The organism is Limimaricola variabilis, assembly GCF_034371605.1.
Classification (GTDB): domain Bacteria; phylum Pseudomonadota; class Alphaproteobacteria; order Rhodobacterales; family Rhodobacteraceae; genus Limimaricola; species Limimaricola variabilis.
Genome location: NZ_CP139691.1, coordinates 1,802,820 through 1,822,779, shown reverse-complemented (window position 1 = coordinate 1,822,779; position 19,960 = coordinate 1,802,820). Strand labels below are relative to the sequence as shown.

Annotated in this window: 18 protein-coding genes; 7 read left to right on the top strand and 11 right to left on the bottom strand. The window is 67.0% G+C overall.

What is annotated here, in order from left to right:
• Positions 1 to 66 precede the first annotated feature (66 nt).
• From T8T21_RS09055 to T8T21_RS09045, 3 genes are all read right to left on the bottom strand, one after another.
• A complete protein-coding gene (locus T8T21_RS09055; RefSeq protein WP_322335355.1) occupies positions 67 to 837 on the bottom strand; it encodes a LamB/YcsF family protein in 771 nt (256 codons plus the stop codon).
• Positions 834 to 1,814, bottom strand: coding sequence for a 5-oxoprolinase subunit C family protein (locus T8T21_RS09050; protein WP_322335354.1), 981 nt, complete (start codon positions 1,812 to 1,814; stop codon positions 834 to 836). Before T8T21_RS09050 ends, T8T21_RS09055 begins: the two co-directional genes overlap by 4 nt.
• Positions 1,815 to 1,894: 80 nt before the next feature.
• Positions 1,895 to 2,629, bottom strand: a complete 735-nt coding sequence (locus tag T8T21_RS09045; protein ID WP_322335353.1) for a 5-oxoprolinase subunit B family protein — start codon at positions 2,627 to 2,629, stop codon at positions 1,895 to 1,897.
• Positions 2,630 to 2,795: 166 nt separating this feature from the next.
• Between T8T21_RS09045 and T8T21_RS09040 the strand changes: the two genes are divergently transcribed.
• From T8T21_RS09040 to T8T21_RS09015, 6 genes are all read left to right on the top strand, one after another.
• Positions 2,796 to 3,344: a winged helix DNA-binding protein gene (locus T8T21_RS09040; protein ID WP_246391420.1), complete on the top strand. Its 549-nt coding sequence runs from the start codon at positions 2,796 to 2,798 to the stop codon at positions 3,342 to 3,344.
• Between the two features lie 110 nt (positions 3,345 to 3,454).
• Entirely contained in the window at positions 3,455 to 5,290 is a 1,836-nt protein-coding gene (locus T8T21_RS09035; protein ID WP_322335352.1) for an ABC transporter ATP-binding protein, read from the top strand.
• Positions 5,287 to 6,810 (top strand): ABC transporter substrate-binding protein, encoded by a 1,524-nt coding sequence (locus tag T8T21_RS09030; protein ID WP_322335351.1) that lies wholly within the window; start codon positions 5,287 to 5,289, stop codon positions 6,808 to 6,810. The genes T8T21_RS09035 and T8T21_RS09030 overlap by 4 nt, the downstream gene beginning before the upstream one ends.
• A 63-nt stretch (positions 6,811 to 6,873) precedes the next feature.
• Positions 6,874 to 7,800 (top strand): ABC transporter permease, encoded by a 927-nt coding sequence (locus T8T21_RS09025; RefSeq protein ID WP_322335350.1) that lies wholly within the window; start codon positions 6,874 to 6,876, stop codon positions 7,798 to 7,800.
• A 4-nt stretch (positions 7,801 to 7,804) separates the two neighbouring features.
• Positions 7,805 to 8,629, top strand: coding sequence for an ABC transporter permease (locus tag T8T21_RS09020; protein WP_085897032.1), 825 nt, complete (start codon positions 7,805 to 7,807; stop codon positions 8,627 to 8,629).
• On the top strand, positions 8,626 to 10,329 hold the full coding sequence (locus tag T8T21_RS09015; RefSeq protein ID WP_322335349.1) for a M14 family metallopeptidase: 1,704 nt from the start codon (positions 8,626 to 8,628) through the stop codon (positions 10,327 to 10,329). Before T8T21_RS09020 ends, T8T21_RS09015 begins: the two co-directional genes overlap by 4 nt.
• A 329-nt stretch (positions 10,330 to 10,658) precedes the next feature.
• Here the strand turns inward: T8T21_RS09015 and T8T21_RS09010 are convergent, their stop codons facing one another.
• Positions 10,659 to 11,111: a beta-lactamase hydrolase domain-containing protein gene (locus T8T21_RS09010; protein WP_322335348.1), complete on the bottom strand. Its 453-nt coding sequence runs from the start codon at positions 11,109 to 11,111 to the stop codon at positions 10,659 to 10,661.
• 8 nt (positions 11,112 to 11,119) lie between these two features.
• On the bottom strand, positions 11,120 to 12,517 hold the full coding sequence (locus T8T21_RS09005; RefSeq protein ID WP_322335347.1) for an MBL fold metallo-hydrolase: 1,398 nt from the start codon (positions 12,515 to 12,517) through the stop codon (positions 11,120 to 11,122).
• Positions 12,518 to 12,749: 232 nt separating this feature from the next.
• On the opposite strand from T8T21_RS09005, the gene T8T21_RS09000 reads away from it, so the two are divergent.
• Positions 12,750 to 13,220 carry a DsrE family protein gene (locus tag T8T21_RS09000; protein WP_322335346.1) on the top strand — a complete coding sequence of 157 codons (471 nt, stop codon included), beginning with the start codon at positions 12,750 to 12,752 and terminating at the stop codon, positions 13,218 to 13,220.
• A gap of 27 nt (positions 13,221 to 13,247) precedes the next feature.
• Here the strand turns inward: T8T21_RS09000 and T8T21_RS08995 are convergent, their stop codons facing one another.
• From T8T21_RS08995 to soxB, 6 genes are all read right to left on the bottom strand, one after another.
• The gene (locus tag T8T21_RS08995) at positions 13,248 to 13,829 is read right to left on the bottom strand and encodes a rhodanese-like domain-containing protein (RefSeq protein ID WP_322335345.1); all 582 of its coding nucleotides are present in this window, start codon (positions 13,827 to 13,829) and stop codon (positions 13,248 to 13,250) included.
• A 12-nt stretch (positions 13,830 to 13,841) separates the two neighbouring features.
• Positions 13,842 to 15,065, bottom strand: coding sequence for a 5-aminolevulinate synthase (gene hemA / locus T8T21_RS08990; RefSeq protein ID WP_322335344.1), 1,224 nt, complete (start codon positions 15,063 to 15,065; stop codon positions 13,842 to 13,844).
• Between the two features lie 3 nt (positions 15,066 to 15,068).
• Positions 15,069 to 15,500 (bottom strand): DUF302 domain-containing protein, encoded by a 432-nt coding sequence (locus T8T21_RS08985; RefSeq protein ID WP_183475188.1) that lies wholly within the window; start codon positions 15,498 to 15,500, stop codon positions 15,069 to 15,071.
• A gap of 108 nt (positions 15,501 to 15,608) precedes the next feature.
• Complete coding sequence (locus T8T21_RS08980) at positions 15,609 to 16,934, bottom strand: c-type cytochrome (RefSeq protein WP_322335343.1); 1,326 nt, start codon at positions 16,932 to 16,934, stop codon at positions 15,609 to 15,611.
• Positions 16,918 to 18,177 carry a sulfite dehydrogenase gene (gene soxC / locus T8T21_RS08975; protein ID WP_322335342.1) on the bottom strand — a complete coding sequence of 420 codons (1,260 nt, stop codon included), beginning with the start codon at positions 18,175 to 18,177 and terminating at the stop codon, positions 16,918 to 16,920. The genes T8T21_RS08980 and soxC overlap by 17 nt, the downstream gene beginning before the upstream one ends.
• 35 nt (positions 18,178 to 18,212) lie before the next feature.
• Positions 18,213 to 19,907, bottom strand: a complete 1,695-nt coding sequence (gene soxB, locus T8T21_RS08970; protein WP_322335341.1) for a thiosulfohydrolase SoxB — start codon at positions 19,905 to 19,907, stop codon at positions 18,213 to 18,215.
• Positions 19,908 to 19,960 lie beyond the last annotated feature (53 nt).

Here is a 19,960-nt window from a genome sequence, read left to right as displayed (position 1 = left end):
GACGCCACCTTTTGAGGCATCGTCGTAGGCCTTTGCGCGGCGGTCACGCGATGGGCGCGGCTGGGCTCAGCCCGCCATGGCTTCGGGCAAAGTGACCGGCGCATGGCCCCAATCGGCAAGTGCCGCGCGCAGCGCGCGGGCGGTGGCGAGCGCCTCTGCGCCGTCGCCATGCACGCAAATCGAATGGAACGGCGTCGGCAGTACCGAGCCCTCGCGGGTGACGATGCCGCCCGCCTCGATCATGCGCTTCACATGCGCGAGCGCTTCGCCTTTCCCATGGAGAACCGATCCGGGGCGGCTGCGCGGGGTCAGGCTGCCGTCAGCCTCGTAAGTCCGGTCGGCGAAAATCTCGAGCGCGACGCGCAGGCCCGCCGCATCGCCCGCGGCCGCGAGCTGGGACAGGGCGGGGGCGAGCAGGATCAGATCCGGATCGGTCTCAGCCACGGCGCGGGCGATGGTATCGGCCATGGCGCGATCGACGCAGGCCTGGTTGTTCATCGCCCCATGCGGTTTGACGTGGGTTATCGGATGGCCGAGGGCATGGGCCATGCCCGTCACCGCCGATATCTGGTAGATCACCGAAAGGCGCAGCTCCTCGCTCGAGAGCGCCATGGCGCGTCGACCGAAGCCCTGCAGGTCGGCGTGCCCGGGATGCGCGCCGATGCTCGCACCGGTCTCCTTCGCGCGCGCAATGGCGCGTGCGATCACCACCGGATCTCCGCCATGAAAGCCGCAGGCGATGTTGGCTGCGCCGACCACGCCGAGCAGTTCCTCGTCATTGCCGATGACATAGCGGCCGAAGCTTTCGCCGAGATCGGCGTTGAGGTTGATCTTCACGGGCGGACCTCCGGCTCGGAGTGATGCGGGAAATGATCGGGGCGGAGCGCGTCGACCGCGCCGCCCACGAGGTTGACCTGCCACAATGCGCGCAAATCGATCCGTCCGGCGCTGGCGGGGATGACAGCTTCTGCGATCCGGTCGAGCTCGGCACGCCGCGCGCGTGCGGCGGTCTCGGCCTCCTCGATGCTCACGGCGGTAAAGCGCAGCCTGTCGCCGGGCGCGAGCCGGGCGAGGCGCGACAGATCGGCGCCGATCACCGTGGCGATCTTGGGATAGCCGCCGGTGGTCTGGGCATCGGCCAGAAGCACGATGGGCTGGCCGCTGCCGGGCACCTGGATCGCGCCGGGCGCAATGCCGTCCGAGACGATGTCGGCACCCCGTCCGGAATGGGTGAGCCGCGGTCCTTCGAGACGCATGCCCATGCGGTCGGTTTCGACGCTGACGCCGTAATCGGCGGCGAAGAAGGTCTCGTGCGCGGCGTCGGTGAACCACTCGGTCTGCGGACCGGGAACGGCGCGCAGCGGGCCTGTTTCGGCCCGGGGGGGTGCGGCGAAAGTCAGGTCGCCCGGGTCCCTCGCCGAGCCTTGGATGGGGAGAACGTCGCCGTCTTCCAATCTTCGACCGACGGGGCCGAGACCGGCGCGTGGCAGGGTGGAGCGGCTACGAAGCGACATGGGCAGGTCGATCTCGCCGCCGATCCCGATCAGCGCCACAGGACAGCCCGCGTCGAGCGTCAGTGCGACGGTCTCGCCCGGATGCAAGGTGAAGGCGGTCCAAGCGCTCACTTTGCGCGGGTTGTCACCAGACACCTGTCCGCTCAGCCCGGGCCCGAGCGCGAGCCGCGCCGGCCCGTCCTCGGCCCGCAGTTTCGGCGCCACGAGGGCAACTTCGATCGCAGCGGCATCGGAGGCGTTGCCCAGAAGCCGATTCAGCAAATAGAGCGCGTCGCCGTCGAGTGCACCCGCAGCCGGCACGCCGATTCCGCGTCCGCCCCGAAAGCCGGTGTCTTGTAGAAGGCTACGCGCTCCGGCGCGGAGGAGGAGAAGACGGGCGTTCATCGGGCCGTCTCCGCGAAGCTGGCAGGATCGATGGTGCCCTGCGCCAGCGCGGCCCCGATCCGTTCGAACTCCTTCATCGACACCGGGTCGAAGCGGACGCGATCGCCGGCCTCGAGCAGGGCCGGGGCAGCACGTTCTGCCTCGAAGAGCGGCACCGGGCAGCGCCCGACGATGTGCCAGCCGCCGGGGCTCTCGAAGGGGTAGATCACCGTTAATCCGTTGGCGATGGCAACGGAGCCTTGCGGCACCCGGGTGCGGGGGCTGGTGCGGCGCGGCACCGAAAAGCCCTCGGGAAGTTCGCCCATGAAGGGCAGGCCGGGCAGGAAACCGATCGCGTAGACCTGGTGCTCGTTTGCGGCATGGCGGGTCACGATTTCCTCACGCCTCAGCTTGAGCCGGGCAGCCAGATCATCGAGATCCTCACCTTCGTAACAGCAGGGCAGCCGCCATAGGCGACCGCCCTCGCGGGCCTCGGGCGGGGTGCCCTCGAGGGCGAGGCGGACCCGCGCGACGAGATCGGCCTGACGGCCTTGGAGCGGATCGTAATGCAGGGTGATCGAGCAGAAGGCGCGCGACAGCTCCAGCGCACCGGGCAATTCGCCGCTCTCGAGCATCGCGGCCAGCCGCGCCTGCGCCGCACCGACGCGCGCCGTGGCCTCTGGGCCCACCCGGGTCGCGAGCTCGAAAGTGACGGCCCGGTCGGCCAGGGGGCGGGCGGCGATCAGCTCCATCTCGGATCTCCGGATCAGCAGGGTTACCGGGACGCTAGAGCGGTCCCCAGCAGATATCAACAATATGTCGATAAATTACCGACAAAGATCGCGACGATAATCGATAGATTGATTGTTAAGCGCCCGCGTTGCAGCCTGACGGAGACAGCGAAAGGACGTGACGGACATGAGCGGACGGATGAAAAGAGGCGCAGATGCGCAGGATAGGAAGACACCCAAGATCGTGTCGTCGGAGCATCTCGCCCAAGATGAGGGCTGGGAGCTTTCGGAGTACGAATACGGGCTGATCGTGGCGCATAACGCCTTCACGCGTTGGATGGCGCGCTGCCTCGCCGCGGTGGTCGGCCACTCCAATTTCAGCGCGCTCGACGTGCTGGTGCTGCACAACGTCAATCATCGCGGGCGCCCGAAGCGCCTGTCTGACATATGCTTCGTGCTCAATATCGAGGATCAGCACACCGTGACCTACGCGCTCAAGAAGCTGGTGGCCGAGGGGCTGGTTGAAGGTGAGCGCCGCGGCAAGGAGCGCTACTACGCCACCACCGAACACGGAGCCGAAATCTGCCAGAAATATCGGCAATTGCGGGAAATCTGCCTGCTAGACACGCTTCACTCCATGGACTCCGATAGCGAGGAATTGCGCCGGTTGGCGACAGTTCTTCGTGGAATGTCAGGACTTTACGATCAAGCGGCGCGATCCGTCGCCTCGGTCTGAGCGCGGTACGCTGAAAAAATATCGGTAAATCGCCAAGAACTTGTTTACAACTAACGCTGGCCGCGACTAGCGTTACGTAACTGCCGTGAAAGGGCCGGAGGAAATCCGATTTGCATGCCACGACCGCTCCGATCCTAACCGTCGAGAATCTGTCGATCTCCTTTGGCGACACTCAGGCCGTGCGCGGCCTGAGCTTCGAAGTTCCACGCGGCGGCACGCTCGCCATCGTCGGCGAAAGCGGCTCGGGCAAGTCGGTCACCTCCATGGCGGCGATGGGGCTGTTGAAGTTCACCGGCGGTCGCGTCACCTCGGGCCGCATCCAGCTGCACGGCAAGGGGGGCGAGACCGAGATCACCGGTGCCTCGGAAGCCGAGCTGCGCCGCATCCGCGGCAACCGGATCTCGATGATCTTTCAGGAGCCGATGACCTCGCTCGACCCGGTCTTCACGATCGGCAGCCAGATCGGCGAGGCGCTGAAGCTGCACCGGGGCCTGCGCGGACGGGCAGCGCGCGACGAGGCGGCGCGGCTTCTGGAGCTGGTACGGCTGCCCAATGCCCGCGCCCAGCTCGACCGCTACCCGCACCAGCTTTCGGGGGGCATGCGGCAACGGGTGATGATCGCGATGGCGGTATCCTGCCGCCCCGACCTGCTGATCGCCGACGAGCCGACCACCGCGCTCGACGTCACGATCCAGGCGCAGATCCTGCAGATCATCCGCGATATGCAGTCCGAGTTCGGCACCTCGGTGGTGTTCATCAGTCACGATATGGGCGTGGTCTCGGAAATGGCCGACGAGATCGTGGTGATGCGCCATGGAGAGATGGTCGAGGCGGGCCGCGCCGAGGATGTGATCCTGCGGCCCAAGGCCGACTACACCCGGGCGCTGATGGCCGCAGTACCCAAGATCGGCGCCATGCAGGGCCAGGAAAATCCGCGCAAGTTCGACCTGCCCGGGCAGGCCGCCGATCAGACCGACGCGCATCCGGCGCCGGAACGGACCAAGCCGCTGGTCCGGCTCGACAAGGTGACGACGCGCTACGATCTAACCTCGGGCTTCTTCGGCCGGATCAGCCACCGCGTCCACGCCGCCGAGGAGGTCAGCTTCGAGATCCACCCGGGCGAGACGCTGGCGCTGGTGGGCGAGAGTGGCTCGGGCAAGTCGACCGTGGGCAAGACGCTGCAGCAGCTCGTCACCCCCGTCTCGGGGCGCATTCTCTATCGCGGCACCGACATCCTGTCGCTCGATCCGGCCGAGCGGCAGCGCTTCAAGCGCGAGATCCAGTACATCTTTCAGGACCCCTACGGCTCGCTCAACCCGCGCAAGACGGTGAAGCAGAGCCTGACAGAGCCGATGGCGACGCATGGGCTTCTGACGAACGCCGATGCGCAGGTGGCCGATCTGCTGACCTCGGTGGGGCTCAAGCCCGAACACGCCGGGCGCTACCCGCACGAGTTCTCCGGCGGCCAGCGCCAGCGCATCGCCATCGCCCGCGCGCTCTCGGTCGATCCGGGACTGATCATCGCCGACGAGGCGGTCTCGGCGCTCGACGTCAGCGTGCAGGCGCAGGTGATCAACCTGATGATGGACATCCAGGCCCGGCGCGGGCTGGCCTATCTCTTCATCAGCCACGACATGGCCGTGGTCGAGCGGGTCAGCCACCGCGTCGCGGTGATGTATCTGGGCGAGATCGTCGAGATGGGCACCCGTCGCCAGGTCTTCGAGACCCCGCAACACCCCTATACGAAGCGCCTGCTGCGCGCCGTTCCGGTGATGGACCCGACCCGTCCGCCGGAACGCGTCACGCTGACGGGCGACATCCCAAGCCCGGTCAGACCGGTCGGCGATCCGCGGCGCAGCCATGGTTTCGTCGAGGTCGCGCCGGGTCACCTGCTGGCCGACAATCATCAAGACTTCGAAAAATACAGGGAAGGTATCGCATCATGACGGATCTGAAATCGCGCCTGCTGATCGCGGCGCTGGCCGCCACCACCGCGCTTACGGCCGCCCCCGCGCTCGCCGAGGGCACGCTCACCGTGGCGCAGCGCCAGGATCCGGCCAACTGGGACCCGGTCGACACCTTCCTTGTCGCCTGGGGCTCGGTCGCTTCGAACATCTATGACGGCCTCGTGCGCCGCGACGAGAACCTCGATCTGCAGCCCGGCCTCGCCGAAAGCTGGGAAGTGCTCGACGAGGGCATGCGCATCCGCTTCCAGCTGCGTGAGGGCGTGCAGTTCCACAACGGCGAGCCGTTCAATGCCGAGGCGGTGAAATACACCTTCGACCGGCTTCTGGGCGAGGTCGGCGGCGCCGGTCCGCAGCAGTCGAACTACACCACCATCGACCGCGTCGAGGTCGTCGACGCGACCACCGTCGATTTCCACATGGCCCAGCCCGATCCGGTGATTCTGACCAAGCTGTCGGGCTACGGCGCGATGATCGTACCGCCGCAATACATCGAGGAAAACGGCCAGGAGCATTTCGACATGAACCCGGTCGGCACCGGCCCGTTCAAATTCGTCAGCTACGAGCAGGGCGCGCGGATCGAGCTGGAGGCCAACGCGGAGTACTTCGAGGGTGCGCCGGAGCTCGACGGGCTGGTGTTCCGCTTCATCCGCGAGGATGCGACGCGTCTGGCCGAGCTGCAGTCGGGCGGTGTCGACCTCGTCACCGACGTCGCCTTCTCGGCGGTGCCGACCATCGAGGCCGCTGACAATGCCGGGATCGTCGCGGTGGCCGGGCCTTCCATCTACTCGCTGGCGTTGAAGACCAAGGACGCCGTGACCGAGGACGTGCGGGTGCGCCGCGCGCTCAACATGGCCGTCGACAAGCAGGCGCTGATCGACGCCTTCCTCGCCGGGCGCGGCAGCCCGATCGCCAGCCTGCAGGGCGAGCTGTCCTTCGGCCATGATCCCGAGCTTGAGGGCTATCCCTTCGACCCGCAGCAGGCGATGGCGCTGCTCGAGGAGGCCGGCGTCGCGCCGGGCACCGAGATGACCATCGACTACCGCGCCGGCAACTCGACCTTCAACGAGGTGGCACAGGCGCTGACCGGCTTCTTCGCCGCGGTGGGGCTGAATGTCGGTCTGAACCCGGTCGAGGATGGCGTCTTCCTCAACGAGATCGTGCCGCAGGGCCGGACCAACGAGATGTACCAGTTCAGCTGGGGCGGCTGGACCTTCGACTTCGACAACACCGCCTATCTGACCTACCACGAAGGCGAGAAGTGGAACCCCTACGGCACCTCCGAGGAGATGAACGCGCTTCTCGACGAGCAGCGGCAGTCGCCCGATCAGGAGCTGCGCGAGGAGATCCTGCAGAAGGTCGCCCAGCTCGCGCATGAAGAGGCCTACCACATTCCGCTCTACAACGAGGAGACGGTCTACGCGGTGGCCGACCGGGTCGAGGGCTTCGTGCCCGCCCCCGACAAGCGGCTGCGCCTCACCGAGGTGAGCGTCGCCGAGTAAGACCCCATAACCGGCGCGGGGAAAGCTGTTTTCCGCGCCGGGCTTTGCCGTCCGGAGGCCGACTTGCCCATCCTTTCCTTCATCCTCAAACGCGTGATCCAAGCCGGTTTCGTGCTGGCCGCGGTGACGCTCTTCGTCTCCTTCGCGATCCGTCTCACCGGCGACCCGGCGGTGATGATGCTGCGGGAATCCGCGAACGTGACCCCGGAAGATCTCGCGCGAATCCGCGAGGGGCTAGGCCTGAACCGACCCTTCCTCGTGCAGTACGGCGATTTCATCGGCGGGCTGCTGACCGGCGAACTGGGCAACAGCTTCTTCAGGGGCGCGATCGCGCCGCTGATTTCCGGCGCGCTTGGTGCGACCCTGCTTCTGGCGCTGACCTCGCTGGCGGTGTCGCTGCTGATCTCGGTGCCGCTGGGCATCTATGCCGCCACGCATCGTGGCTCTTTCGGGGATCAGCTGGTGCGGGTGCTGTCTCTCGCGGGGCTGTCCTTCCCCAATTTCTGGCTCGGCATCATGCTGGTGCTGATCTTCTCGGTGACGCTGCGCTGGCTGCCGCCATCGGGCTTCATCGGGCCGCAATCGCTGATCATGCCCGCCGTGACCATCGGCGTGATCCTGACCTCGACCAACCTGCGCATCGTGCGCACCACCATGCTCGACGTGCTGTCGTCGCAGTTCATCATGGTGGCCCGCGCCAAGGGGCTGTCGCAGACCGCGGTGATCTACAAGCACGCGCTGCGCAACAGCTCGATCGCGCTGGTCACCTATCTCGGCCTGCAGTTCGGCTCGCTGATGGGCGGTCTCGTGGTGGTCGAACTGGTGTTCAACTGGCCCGGCATGGGCACGCTCGCGATCGAGGCGATCGCGCAGCGCGACTACCCGATCCTGCAGACGGTGATCTCGATCCTCGCGGTGCTGATCGTCGCCGTGAACCTTCTGGTCGATCTCACCTACATGCTGCTCGACCCCCGCATCAGACTGGAGTGACGCCATGACGGGCTTCAAGAATTTCGAGTTCGTCGCAGGCCTCGTGCTGATCGTGCTGATCGGCGGTGCCGTGGCGCTCTCGGGGCTGCTGTTTCCCGATGGCGGCCGCGCCATGGACCTGACAGCGCGGCTGACCGCCCCATTCACTGGCTGGAACCACCCCCTGGGCACCGATCCGCTCGGACGCGACATTCTCGCCCGCGTCGTCGTGGGGGGCCGCGTGTCGTTCTTCGTCGGCATCGTCTCGGCGCTCGGCGCGGTGGTGATCGGCACTGTGGTGGGCCTTCTGGCGGGCTATTACCGCGGGCCTTGGGACATGTTCCTGATGCGCTTCGCCGACATCCAACTGGCGCTGCCCTTCATCCTCTTGGCGATGACCGTGATCGCGATTATCGGGCCCGGGCTCGACCGGATCATCGTGCTGATGATCGTCGCGCAATGGGTGCAATACGCCCGGCTGATCCGCGGCTCTGTCCTCTCGCTCAGGCAGGCGGAGTTCGTGCAGGCGGCGCAGAGCTACGGCCTGCCGGACCGCAAGATCCTGTTCGGCCACATCCTGCCCAACGCGATGGGGCCGCTGGTGATCCTCGCCACGTTGAACGTCGCCAACAACATCCTGCTGGAGAGCAGCCTGACCTTCCTCGGCCTCGGGATCGACCCGCTGGTGCCGAGCTGGGGTGGCATGCTGGCGGATGGCCGCAACTACATCCAGACCGCGCCCTGGGTCACGATCTTTCCCGGTCTCGCGATCATGCTGACGGTTCTGGGCCTGAACCTGCTGGGCGACTGGCTGCGCGACCGGCTCGATCCTCTGGGGGCGACGAAGTGACGAGACGCGACTTCGCCCGCACGATCGACACGCTGCCCGCGACCGCGACCGCCGCCTGGGTCTTCGAAGGCCCGAGCGCGCGGCGCGCAGCGCAGGCACGGGCCCGTGCCGAGGGGCGCGATCTGCGGCTGCGCTCGGCCTACAAGACGCTGCTGCATGAGGTGCTGGAACAGGGGCTGCTCGACGATGCCCCCCGCGCCACGATCCACTACCCGGTGGTCGAGGGCTGCCCCGTGGACCGGTTCCGGCTCGAATGCTACCCGCTGCACGCACTGGTCTCGCATTGCGAAATCACCTTTGCGCCGCGCCCGCACGAGGCGGAGGGCTTGCCCGCCTACGAGATCGAGACGCCGGAGGCACGCCACATCGTGCCGGTGCCGGTGCGCTGGGTCGAACTCGATGATGGCAGCCGGGCGCTCGCCGCCTGTGGCTGGGTCGAGGACGGGCAGGGCGGGCGGCACCTGCATACTGAATACGAGACGATCTTCGAGACGGTCTGCGTGCATCTGCGCGCGATGCCGCTCGATCCGCTCTCACCGGATGAGCCCGATGGGCCGTTCTTCGACCGGCTCGAAGTGATCGTCGAGCTACCCTACGAAGATCAGGTCCTGCCGGTCGGCTCCGAGGTGATCTCGCTGGCCGAGGCAATGCATGAGGAAATCTACTTCACTGCGCTGGAGATCTTCCAGGAGCGGCTCGGCCTTGCACCGGGGCAGCGCTCGGTCAAGGCCGGTCAGATCGTGCCGCTGGTGCAGCGCGGCGGCACGCCCCGGCTGGAGATCCAGACCGTGCGGGCAGAGCCAGCGCTCGACCGCGACCAGCCCGGGCGCCCTGCGCTCGACGCGGCGACGCAGTGGCTCTATCCGGCCCAGATCTCGGCCCATCTCGCCGGGATCGGCGGTGTGGCCTATGCCGCCCGCTCGCGGCAGGGGCGGGCGGTCGAGGGGCGGCACGTCGTCGGACATGGTCCGGCGCGGATCGCGATTTCGGCCGGGCAGCATGCCAACGAAAGTTCGCCCATGGTCGGGGCGCTGCGCGCGGGGCGGGATCTGGCCGCCGAAGGCGAGGTGAGCTTCACGCTGAACCCGCTCGAGAATCCGGATGGCTATGCGCTGTTCCGCGACCTATGCGCCGACAATCCGCGCCACATGCACCATGCCGCCCGCTACACCGCGAGCGGCGCTGACCTGAGCCACGGGGCCGGGCGTTACGAGAGCGCGATCCGTGACCTCGCCTATGCGCGGCTGCCGGCCGAGGTGCATGTGAACCTGCATGGCTACCCTTCGCATGAATGGACCCGACCAATGACCGGCTACATTCCGCGTGGGTTCGCCCAATGGACCATACCCAAAGGATTTTTCCTGATACTGCGCCATGATCCGGCGCAAGAAGCGTTGGCCCGCGCGGTGCTGCAGGCCGGCCTCGACGCGCTCGTCGATTTTCCAGAGCTCATGGCGCAGAACCGTCGAATGCTCGATCTCTATCGCCGCTATGTCGGGGCGGAGAGCTTCGAGGTGCATGCGGGCTGCATCCCGTTCACGGTAAGCCGCGAGGCCGAGGCACTCTATCCGGTAACGCTGATCACGGAGGCGGCAGACGAAACCGTCGGCGGAGAGGACTTCCGCATCGCGCAGGAAGGCCAGTACCGCGTCGTGCGCGCGGTGAGCGACATGCTACGACGGCGCAGCCAAAGCAGCTGAGCCTTTGCGCCTCACCTATCGATGTGTTCTTCAGATGGTTCCAATGAAACCGCTACGGCATATGAGGCGCCGCCGTGCGGCGTGTCCGTCGTCAGATGATTTGGGACACGGTGGCCTGATGTCGAACAGAGGCTCTGGCTCGTTCGGGCTTCTGTTCATGTCGCCGTCTGGCGATGCGACGAACGGCGCTTCTCGATGGTCTTGGCTTTGATTTCCTTTCGTGGATTGGGAATGGCTCAGGCCTTGCCGAGATAGGCGTCGGCTGGGGTGATGTTGCCGACGCTCTCGTGGTGGCGGTGATGGTTGTCAGTCGACCGCCAACCGGTGCCTCAGCTCCGGCCCTTGCGGTCCACATAATCCTTTACGAACTGGCCAATCTTCTCCTGCGACAGGTCGAGGCCGCGTTCACGGCCCTTTGCGAGGGCCGCATCGCCGTCCAGCCCTTCGCGAGCCGCCAAGGCCATGAGCGTCATCGCGCCCGCGCGCTTGCCCGAGGCGCAGTGGAACAGCACCGGTCCCGGCAGGTCCGCAAGCTTCTGACGGAAATCGTCCACCAGCGCGTCGTCAAGCGCGTCCGGCGCCACCGGGTGGTGCAGGTAGGTGAGGCCCGCCGCTTCGGCGAGACGCCGTTCCTCGTCCGGCGTGATCTCCTGCTTTTCCTCCGCCGTGCGGAAGTTCACCACGCTGCGAAAGCCTTGATCGGCTGCCTGCCGCAGCGCGGCCTCGTCCGGGGCGAAGCGCGCGACGCTGTGATTGCTGTCGATCTCGACGACGTTGTCCATCTGGGTCCTCACTGGTGTTCGGGGGTTTCGGTGGGGTAGCCGGCGGCGGTCCAGGCCTTCCAGCTCCCCGGCACGTTGCAGATGTTTGAAAAGCCTCGCGCCGCGAGCAGGCTCGACGCGATGCTCGCGCGAAAGCCGCTGGCGCAGTAGGTGGCGTAGATCGCGGAGCGATCAAGCTCGTCCAGCTTCTCCCGCAACTCACCAAGGAAGGCATGGGTCGCGCCGGGGATATGGCCGCCCTCCCACTCATCGGGCTTGCGCACGTCGAGCGGGGTGATGTCCTTGGCCTCCTTCAGCTCATGCACCGAGATCTGCGGGATCTGTGCGAAGTCGCGCCCGGCCTCGCGCCAAGCACTCATGCCGCCGGCGAGATAGCCGCCGAAGTCGGTAAAGCCGGTGCGCCACAGCAGCTTCACGACGTCCGGCAGTTCGCGATCGTCGCCCAGAACGAGGTGGATCGGACGCTCGGGGTCCAGCAGCCACCCGGCCCAGACCGACAGCTCGGGCCGCGCGCCGATGTTGAGCGCGCCCTTCACGTGACCCGCGCCGAACCCCATCATGTCGCGCACGTCGAGGATCTGCGCGCCGCTCTCGGTCGCTTTGGCGAATTGCTCGACCGTGAGGGGCGGCACACGCGGAAGGTTGCGCAATACCTCCGGGCCTTTGGCGTTCACCTTCTTCAGCCGGGGGTAATGGGTGGGGACGGGCGGCGCGTCCGCTTGCATCACCTTCTTGAATTCATCGAGGCTCTCGATTTTTGCGTAGTCGTTGAAACGCCGCTCGTAGCCGATGGTCGAGGACATGCGGTCACCGATATCGGGCCCGCAGGCAGAGCCGGCGCCGTGGCAGGGATAGATGATGACGTCGTCCGGCAGCGCCATGAACACGTCGCGCACCGTGTGGAACAGCTTTTCGGTCAACTCCTCGGTCTGGTCATCGCCCATCAGGTCAGGGCGGCCGACGCTGTCGACGAAGAATGCATCGCCCGAAAGCACGCCCCATGGCGTCTCGGTGTCGCCGTCATAGAGGAGGTAGGACATGTGCTCGGGCGTGTGGCCGGGGGTGAAGCGCGCCTTGATCCGCAGCCCGCCGAAGCGGAATTCATCGCCGTCGCGGACCGCCTCGTGCGCAAAGCCGTATTCGGCGCCGCCCTCGGTGCTGACATAGAGCTTGGCCTGACCGCCGAGCCGGTCGACCAGCTCGCGCGCGCCGCTCATGAAGTCGGCGTGGATGTGGGTTTCGAACACATGGGTGATGGCGAGGCCGAAGCGGCGCGCCGCCTCGAGGTAGATCTCGACGTCGGGGCGCGGGTCGACGACGGCACAGACATGTGCGGCATCGTCGCCCAGCAGATAGGAGCATTCGGCGACGCCGTCGGCCAGGATCTGTTCGAAGCGCAGGGTCATGGCAGGTCCTCCTTCACATGCGAGAACGGGAATGCTTGGGGCCGGGTTCCTCAGACCGACGGGCGAAAGCATGCCTCTGCCGATGCCCGGATGAAGGGTGGACAGATAGTAGAGACGTAGTTGAATGTATGAATGCGTAGGAGCGGCGCGGCCGGGCCCGAGCGGAGGAGGAACCGTGCAGGTGCCCGGCATGGTGGGGCATGCCGCCCATGACCGCTCAAGGGAGGACGAAATGAAGATACTGAAAAGGATGCGTGGCGCACTGGCAGTGGGCCTGGCCGCGCTGACGCTGCTGTCGGCGGGCGTGGCAACGGCCGAGAGCGACCGCTACGGCCAGCAGAAGGTGGTCTATCACATCAACGGCGATGGCGGGGAGGTGGACAAGGCCTATCGCGGGGCCCTGCGCAACGTGCAGAACCACATCAACGCGGTGGGCAAGGACAACATCGAGGTCAAGGTTGTACTGCACGGCAATGGCATCGGGCTGTTGCAGAACGCGATGGAAAACGAGCAGCTGCAGATGGACGTGACCAGCCTGCGTGGCCAGAACGTCTCCTTCCTCGTGTGCAACAACACCCTGACTGGGCGCGACATCGATTACGAGACCGATCTCTTCGAGGTGTTTGAGGACCAGATCGTCCCATCCGGCGTGGCCGAGCTGAGCTACCTGCAAGGGCAGGGCTATACCTACGTCAAGCCGTGAAGCCGAGGCTGAGCCGCGCGTCGCGGCTCAGCGTCCCCCGGCGACGGTGAGACCGAGCAGCCGCCAGAGTTGCATGCCCCCGCGATAGTAGCTGATCCGGTCCGCCGGGTAGCCCGCGCCGATCATCGCGCGGATCGCGGTCGGCGACTGGCCGCACCATGGGCCGTTGCAGAACAGCGCCACGCGCGGCGCCTCCGTGCAGTCCCAGCCCTCGAAATCCGGCTCGCAGCCTAACTCGCCCAGCCGGTCGGTGATCCGATCCCACGGCATGTGGATCGCGCCTGGGATGGTGCCGCCTTCGAACCACTCGCGGGTGCGGCTGTCGATCACCACCGCCTCCGGGTCCTCCAGCATCTCCAGCAATTCCAGCTCGCCAATGGTGGCAACGCCCTCGGCGGGGGTCATCGGCTGGATGCAGAACGGGGGGCAAGCGCGCGAGGTCTTGGCGAAATCGCCGGTGAGCACCGCCTCGTTGTCCTGCTCGCGCATGATCTCGATCGGACCGTTCTCGGTCTCGACCGTGACCGACATGCGCTCGGCGTCGATGCCGACCGGTTCGGCCAGGGCCGGGGCGGCGAGGAGGGCGAAGGCGACGGCGAGGCGGATCATGGCTGGTCTCCCTTATTGCGCGGCCCGAGGCACGCGCGCGATGCGGCAGCGGTCCCACAAGGTTTCAAGCGCCGAGGCGAGCCGGTCGAGGTCGGCCTCGGAGTGCACCGGCGACGGCGTGATGCGCAGCCGCTCGGTCCCGCGCGGCACGGTGGGGTAGTTGATCGGTTGGATGTAGATGCCGAACTCGTCGAGCAGCAGGTCCGACAGCCAGCGGCATTTGACCGGATCGCCCACCATGACCGGCACGATATGGCTCGGGTTCGGCAGATGCGGGATGCCCGCCGCGTCGAGCCGGGCCCGCAGCATGGCGACCCGTTTGGCCTGCAGGCGGCGCTCGGCTTCCGAGGTCTTGAGGTGCCGTACGGCGGCGCGCGCGCCCGCCGCTACGGCCGGGGGCAGGGCGGTGGTGAAGATGAAGCCGGAGGCGAAGCTGCGCACGAAATCGCACAGCGCCGCCGAGGCCGCGATGTAGCCCCCCATCACGCCATACGCCTTGCCCAGCGTGCCCTCGATCACGTCGATGCGCCCCATCAGCTCTTCGCGCTCGGCGACACCGCCGCCGCGCGGGCCGTAGAGGCCGACGCCATGCACCTCGTCGAGATAGGTCATCGCGCCGTAGCGCTCGGCCAGGTCGCAGATGCCCGCAATGGGCGCGATGTCGCCATCCATCGAGTAAACACTTTCGAAGGCCACGATCTTGGGCGAATTGGCGGGCAGCGCGGCGAGCTTCGTCTCCAGATCGGCGAGGTCGTTGTGCTTCCAGATCACCTTCTCGGCGCGGCTGTGGCGGATGCCCTCGATCATGCTGGCGTGGTTGCCGGCGTCCGACAGCACGACGCAGCCGGGGATGCGCGACGCCAGCGTGCCGAGCGAGGCCCAGTTCGAGACGTATCCACTGGTGAACAGCAGCGCCGCTTCCTTGCCGTGCAGATCGGCCAGTTCGCGTTCCAGCGCGACGTGGTAGCGGGTGGTGCCGGAGATGTTGCGCGTGCCGCCCGCGCCGGCACCGACTTCGTCGATGGCCTCGTGCATCGCGGCCAGCACCTTCGGATGCTGGCCCATGCCGAGATAGTCGTTCGAGCACCAGACGGTGACCTCGGAGGGTGCGGGGCCGTCATGCCGCGTCGCGGAGGGAAAGGCGCCGCGATGCCGTTCCAGCTCCGCAAAGCGGCGGTAGTTGCCCTCGTCGCGCAGGCGGTTCAGTTCGGCGGTGAAGAAGCTGTCGAAGGCCACCCGCTACTGTCCCGCCGCCTCGCGCGCGATGCCGTCGAGCAGCGACTGCACATCCTGCATCGGGCCTTCCGGCATCGCCCGGTAGCCGATCTCGACCGCGCCGTCCTTGTCGGTGACGAAGATTCCGTAGGGACAATGCGCAATGTTGGAGGGATCGGCCTCCATCACCTTGCGCGACACCACGGCTGAGCAGAACAGGAAGACATCGGCCGCGTCGAAGATCGTCACGTCGCTGCCCACATCCTCGCCGGTGCGGTTGAGCATGTCGCCGACCCGGCTGACATAGTCGACCACCAGCCCCTCGCCGACGATGGCGCTTTCGACGCTGAAGGTCGCGTCCTCGAAGCTGCCGTCGAAGGGGTAGGTGATCACCTCCTGCGCCGACGCGGCCCCACCCGCAATCGCGGCCACAGCCGCCAAAAGGATCCGTCTCATGGCCTTACTCCTCCCCTGTTGCGGGTCCGGCCGGGCATGGCCCGGCCTTCTCCCTCCTGCCACCGAAATGGCGATGCGGGCGGCCCGGCTCGGGCCGCCCGATATGGTTCACTCGCCCTGCGCCTCGAGGAAGGCGGTGATGGCGGCGATGTCCTCGTCGCTGCGCAGGCCCGCAAAGGACATCTTGGTGCCCTTCAGATAGGCGCGCGGATCGGCGAGGAAGCCCGCGAGGCTCTCGTGATCCCAGACCAACCCGTTCGCGCCGGCTTCTTCCATCGCGCCGGAATAGCGGAAACCCTCGACCGTGCCGGCGGTGCGCCCGACGATGCCGTTGAGCTGCGGGCCGCTGCGGTTCTTGGCGTTCTCGCCGACCTGGTGGCAGGCGGAGCATTTCTTGAAGACGCGCTCACCCGCTGCGACCAATTCCGGGTCGGGCGCGGCGCTGGCCTCCTCGGCCGCCTCCGCCGGGGCCGCTTCCGCGTCGGCACCTTCGGCGGAGGCATCCCCTGCCTCGGTTTCGGCGGCCGCGTCTTCCGGCGCCGTGGGCTGGTCGCCCGCCACCGCCTCTTCGGCGGGTTCCGCATCCATGGGCTGCGCCTCGGCCTGCTCCTCGACCTCGACGGCGGTCTCCACCACCTCGGCCTCGCCTTCCTCGGAACCGGGCGTCACGTCGAGCACGGCGGCGCGCATGGTGATCTCGACGCTGTCCTTGCAGCTCTCCATGCAGACTTCGCCGGTAAAGACGGCGAGCTCGGTCTCGGGCCGGTCGTCGGGCTTGAAGCCCTCGGCATTCGGCATCTCGACCTCGGCGAAGCTCTCGTTCGACAGCTCGAAATCATCCTCGACGATATTGTTGAGGTAGAGCAGGTAGGCGGTGATCGCGTAGACCTCGTCGGGCTCCAGCGACTGCGCATCGCCGAAGGGCATGGCGCGGTGCACATAGTCCCAGACGGTCGAAAGATAGGGCCAGTAGGAGCCGATGGTCTTGACCGGGTCCTTGCGCTCGAGCGTGCCCTGACCGCCCGCCAGCTGGGGCCAGCGGCCGACCGCCTCGCCGAAATCGCCGTGGCAGGAGGCGCATTTCGCGACGAAGACTTCCTCGCCGGTCCAGACATCGCCCGACCCCACCGGCAGACCCTGCCCGTCGGGGCGGATGTCGATGTCCCAGGCCGCGATTTCCTCGGGCAGCGCCTCGCGGCCCAGCCCATAGCCGCCATCGCGGGCGGGGGCAGGGGCCTCGGCGGCGGTCTGCACGGCCGCCTCGGGGGCCGGGGCGGGCGCCTCGGTCTCCTGAGCGTTGGCGGCGGCCACGAAGGACACGCGCGCAGGTGCCGGCATGTCGACCACGAACTGGTCGGCGAGCACGTAGGCCAGGGTCAGCACGCTCGCTGTGCCGGCGGAGGCGGGGGCGAGAATCTTAAGAAATTTCGACATTTTCCGCCTCGCCGCGCTCGTTGACATGCCAGGTCTGGATGCCGTTGTTGTGGTAGATGGAGTTTTCGCCGCGGATCTCACGTAGCTCGTCCTTGGTCGGCTGCACGTAGCCGGTAGAGTCGTGCGCCCGGCTCTGCAGCAGCAGCGGTTTCCCGTCCCAGTCGAACTCGAAGTAGAAGCGGTGCATCGACTTGTCGAAGCTCGGCCCCGACATCCGCGCCTCGTGCCAGTTCTTGCCGCCGTCGAGCGTCACGTCGACGCGCGGGATGGTGCCGCGACCCGACCAGGCGACGCCGGTGAGCACGGTCGGTCCCTGGGAGTGCAGGATCGGCGCCTGCGGGCTGGGATTGGTGATGACCGACTTGGCGTCCATCTCCCAAGTGAAGCGGCGGGCGATGCCGTTATCCAGCAGATCGGTGTATTTCGACGTCTCCTCGCGGTGATGCCAGGGCTGGTCGCCGACCTCGATCCGGCGCAGCCACTTGATCCACATGTTGCCTTCCCAGCCAGGCACGACGAGGCGGACCGGGTAGCCTTGCTCGGGGCGCAGCGCCTCGCCGTTCATCTTGAAGGCGACGAGGCAGTCATCCATCGCCTTCTCGATCGGGATCGAGCGGGTCATTGCGCTCGCGTCGGCGCCCTCGGGCATGATCCACTTGCCGTTGGTCTTTACGCCGGCCTCTTCGAGCAGGAGCCGCAGCGGCACGCCGGTATACATGACGTTGTGGATCATGCCGTGGGTGTACTGGCAGCCATTGAGCTGCGCGCCGGCCCATTCCATGCCCGAGTTCGCCGCGCATTCGAGGAAGTAGACCCGGTTTTCGCGCGGGAAGCGCATCAGGTCCTGCATCGTGAAAACGAGCGGCTTGTCGACGAGGCCGTTGATCATCAGCCGGTGCGCCGCCGGGTCGACCTCGGCGATACCGGCGTGATGCCGCTCGAAGCACAGCCCGTTCGGGGTGATGATTCCGTCGAGCTCGTGCAGCGGCGTGAAGTTCACCGAGGAGACCGGGTCGGCGGTCAGCCATTCGACGTTGCGCCGGATGACATGCGCCTCGTGCTTCGACGGCGTACCGTAGGGCCGCGCGTCGACGCCGTCGCCCAGATACTGCATCCAAGGCTGCAGCTCGGTGATCGCCGGATCGGGGGTCTGCGCCGCCACGCGGCTGCCCGCGATCGCGCCGCCGGCGGCGAGCGCACCGGTCAGGAAGCCGCGCCGCGAGGGGGCGGAATCGTTGCTCATGCTCGGGGTCCTCTTGTCGTCCATGTCGGGGCGGCTCATCCGGCCACCACGTCGACGCTGGTGTTTGGGTCGATGGAAACGGTGCCCTGCTTGCGGATGTGGCTCTCGACCACGTCCCAGATCGCCGGGCCCTCGGTGCCCTCGTTGACGCTGGCCCATCCGGCCACGACGTAGGTTTTCGACGGATCGATCTGCTCGCCCGACGACAGCAGCGTCATCTCGGTGACGCGGCTGCCCTGCGGCTGGGCGATGTCGATCCTGTAGCCCATGCCGCCGACGCGGACCATGTCGCCACCCTGCTGGTAGTAGGGGTCGGGGTTGAAGAGGTTGTCGGCGACGTCTTCGAGGATGAGCTTCAGCGTCTCGCCGGCCATCTCCGAGCGGTAGGCCTCCGGATAGCTCATCGCGGTGGCGTTGAAGACGTCCTCGCGGGTGATCTCCTGCCCGGGCATCAGCGAGGCGCCCCAGCGGAAGCCGGGGGAGAGCGCGATGTCGGCCTCGCGCTCGGAAATCAGCGCGTTGCAGATCAGGTCGTCCCAAGTGCCGTTGAAGTTGCCGCGCCGGTACAGCAGCGAGTCCGTGGTGCCGAGCACCTCGGCCATCTCGTCCTTGAAGGGCGCGCGGGTCTCCTCGACCAGCGCGGTCATCTCCGCATCGGGGGCGATCACGTCCGAGAAGATCGGGATCAGCCGGTGGGTCAGCCCCTTCAACGCGCCGTCCTGCACGTCGAGATCGACGCGGGAGACGAACTTGCCATGGCTGCCCGAAGCGATGAGATGGGTGCTTCCGACCAGCACCGGTTCGGGCAGGGCGTCATGGGTATGGCCGGTCAGGATCACGTCGATGCCGGGCACCTGCGCGGCCATCTTGCGGTCCACGTCGAAGCCGTTATGCGACAGCACCACGACCACTTCGGCACCGGCGTCGCGTGCCTCCTGCACCACCTCAGCCATACGTTCCTGGCGGACGCCGAAGCTGAGATCCGGGAACATCCAGCTCGGGTTGGCGATCGGCAGATAGGGGAAGGCCTGGCCGATCACCGCGATCGAAGTGCCGCCGCGCTCGAACATCTTGAAGGGCTCGTAAGCCGGCTCGTCCCAGGTGGCGTCGAAGATGTTGGCGCCGAGGAAGGCGGGATCGAGCTCGTTCTCGACGATCTGGTTCACCCGGTCGATGCCCAGCGTGAATTCCCAGTGCGAAGTCATCGCGTCGGTGCCCAGCGCGTTGAACAGCCGCACCATGTCGGCGCCCTCGGTTCTGAGCGCGGGCAGCGAGCCCTGCCAAGTGTCACCACCATCGAGCAGCAGCGCGTCGGGCCGCTCGGCGCGGATCGCCTTGAGGACGGTGGCGATGCGATCGAGTCCGCCCATCCGACCGTATTCGCGGCCCAGTGCCACGAAGTCGTCATAGGTCAGCGCGTAGTCGAGCGGCGAGCCGTCCTCGATGCCGTAGAGCTTGCGGAAGGCGGCGCCGGTGACGTGGGGCACGAGGCCGCGCGCTTCGCCGACGCCGAGATTGATCTCGGGCTCGCGGAACCAGATCGGCTGGGTCTGGGCATGGATGTCGGTGATGTGGATCAGCGTGACGTTGCCCGGGCCGCCGGTGCCGATCAGGTCTTCCTGGCTGAGCCGCTGCTGGGCCGCGAGCCGCGACCAGTTGCCGAAGCCGGAGGCGCCCCAAAGGGCGGAGGCGGCAAGGCCGGCCTGAAGAAAGTGGCGGCGGGCGATCATGGGCGGTTCCCTGTCATCGGATGCGTATTCTTGAATATGTTTGGGCAGAAGAA

Bases quoted from the DNA above. Each gene is read 5' to 3' on its own strand.
- T8T21_RS09045 (WP_322335353.1), bottom strand. From the start codon at position 2,629: ATGGAGCTGATCGCCGCCCGCCCCCTGGCCGACCGGGCCGTCACTTTC.
- T8T21_RS09040 (WP_246391420.1), top strand. From the start codon at position 2,796: ATGAGCGGACGGATGAAAAGAGGCGCAGATGCGCAGGATAGGAAGACA.
- T8T21_RS09030 (WP_322335351.1), top strand. From the start codon at position 5,287: ATGACGGATCTGAAATCGCGCCTGCTGATCGCGGCGCTGGCCGCCACC.
- T8T21_RS09020 (WP_085897032.1), top strand. From the start codon at position 7,805: ATGACGGGCTTCAAGAATTTCGAGTTCGTCGCAGGCCTCGTGCTGATC.
- T8T21_RS09010 (WP_322335348.1), bottom strand. From the start codon at position 11,111: ATGGACAACGTCGTCGAGATCGACAGCAATCACAGCGTCGCGCGCTTC.
- T8T21_RS09005 (WP_322335347.1), bottom strand. From the start codon at position 12,517: ATGACCCTGCGCTTCGAACAGATCCTGGCCGACGGCGTCGCCGAATGC.
- T8T21_RS09000 (WP_322335346.1), top strand. From the start codon at position 12,750: ATGAAGATACTGAAAAGGATGCGTGGCGCACTGGCAGTGGGCCTGGCC.
- T8T21_RS08995 (WP_322335345.1), bottom strand. From the start codon at position 13,829: ATGATCCGCCTCGCCGTCGCCTTCGCCCTCCTCGCCGCCCCGGCCCTG.
- T8T21_RS08985 (WP_183475188.1), bottom strand. From the start codon at position 15,500: ATGAGACGGATCCTTTTGGCGGCTGTGGCCGCGATTGCGGGTGGGGCC.
- T8T21_RS08980 (WP_322335343.1), bottom strand. From the start codon at position 16,934: ATGTCGAAATTTCTTAAGATTCTCGCCCCCGCCTCCGCCGGCACAGCG.
- soxC (WP_322335342.1), bottom strand. From the start codon at position 18,177: ATGAGCAACGATTCCGCCCCCTCGCGGCGCGGCTTCCTGACCGGTGCG.
- soxB (WP_322335341.1), bottom strand. From the start codon at position 19,907: ATGATCGCCCGCCGCCACTTTCTTCAGGCCGGCCTTGCCGCCTCCGCC.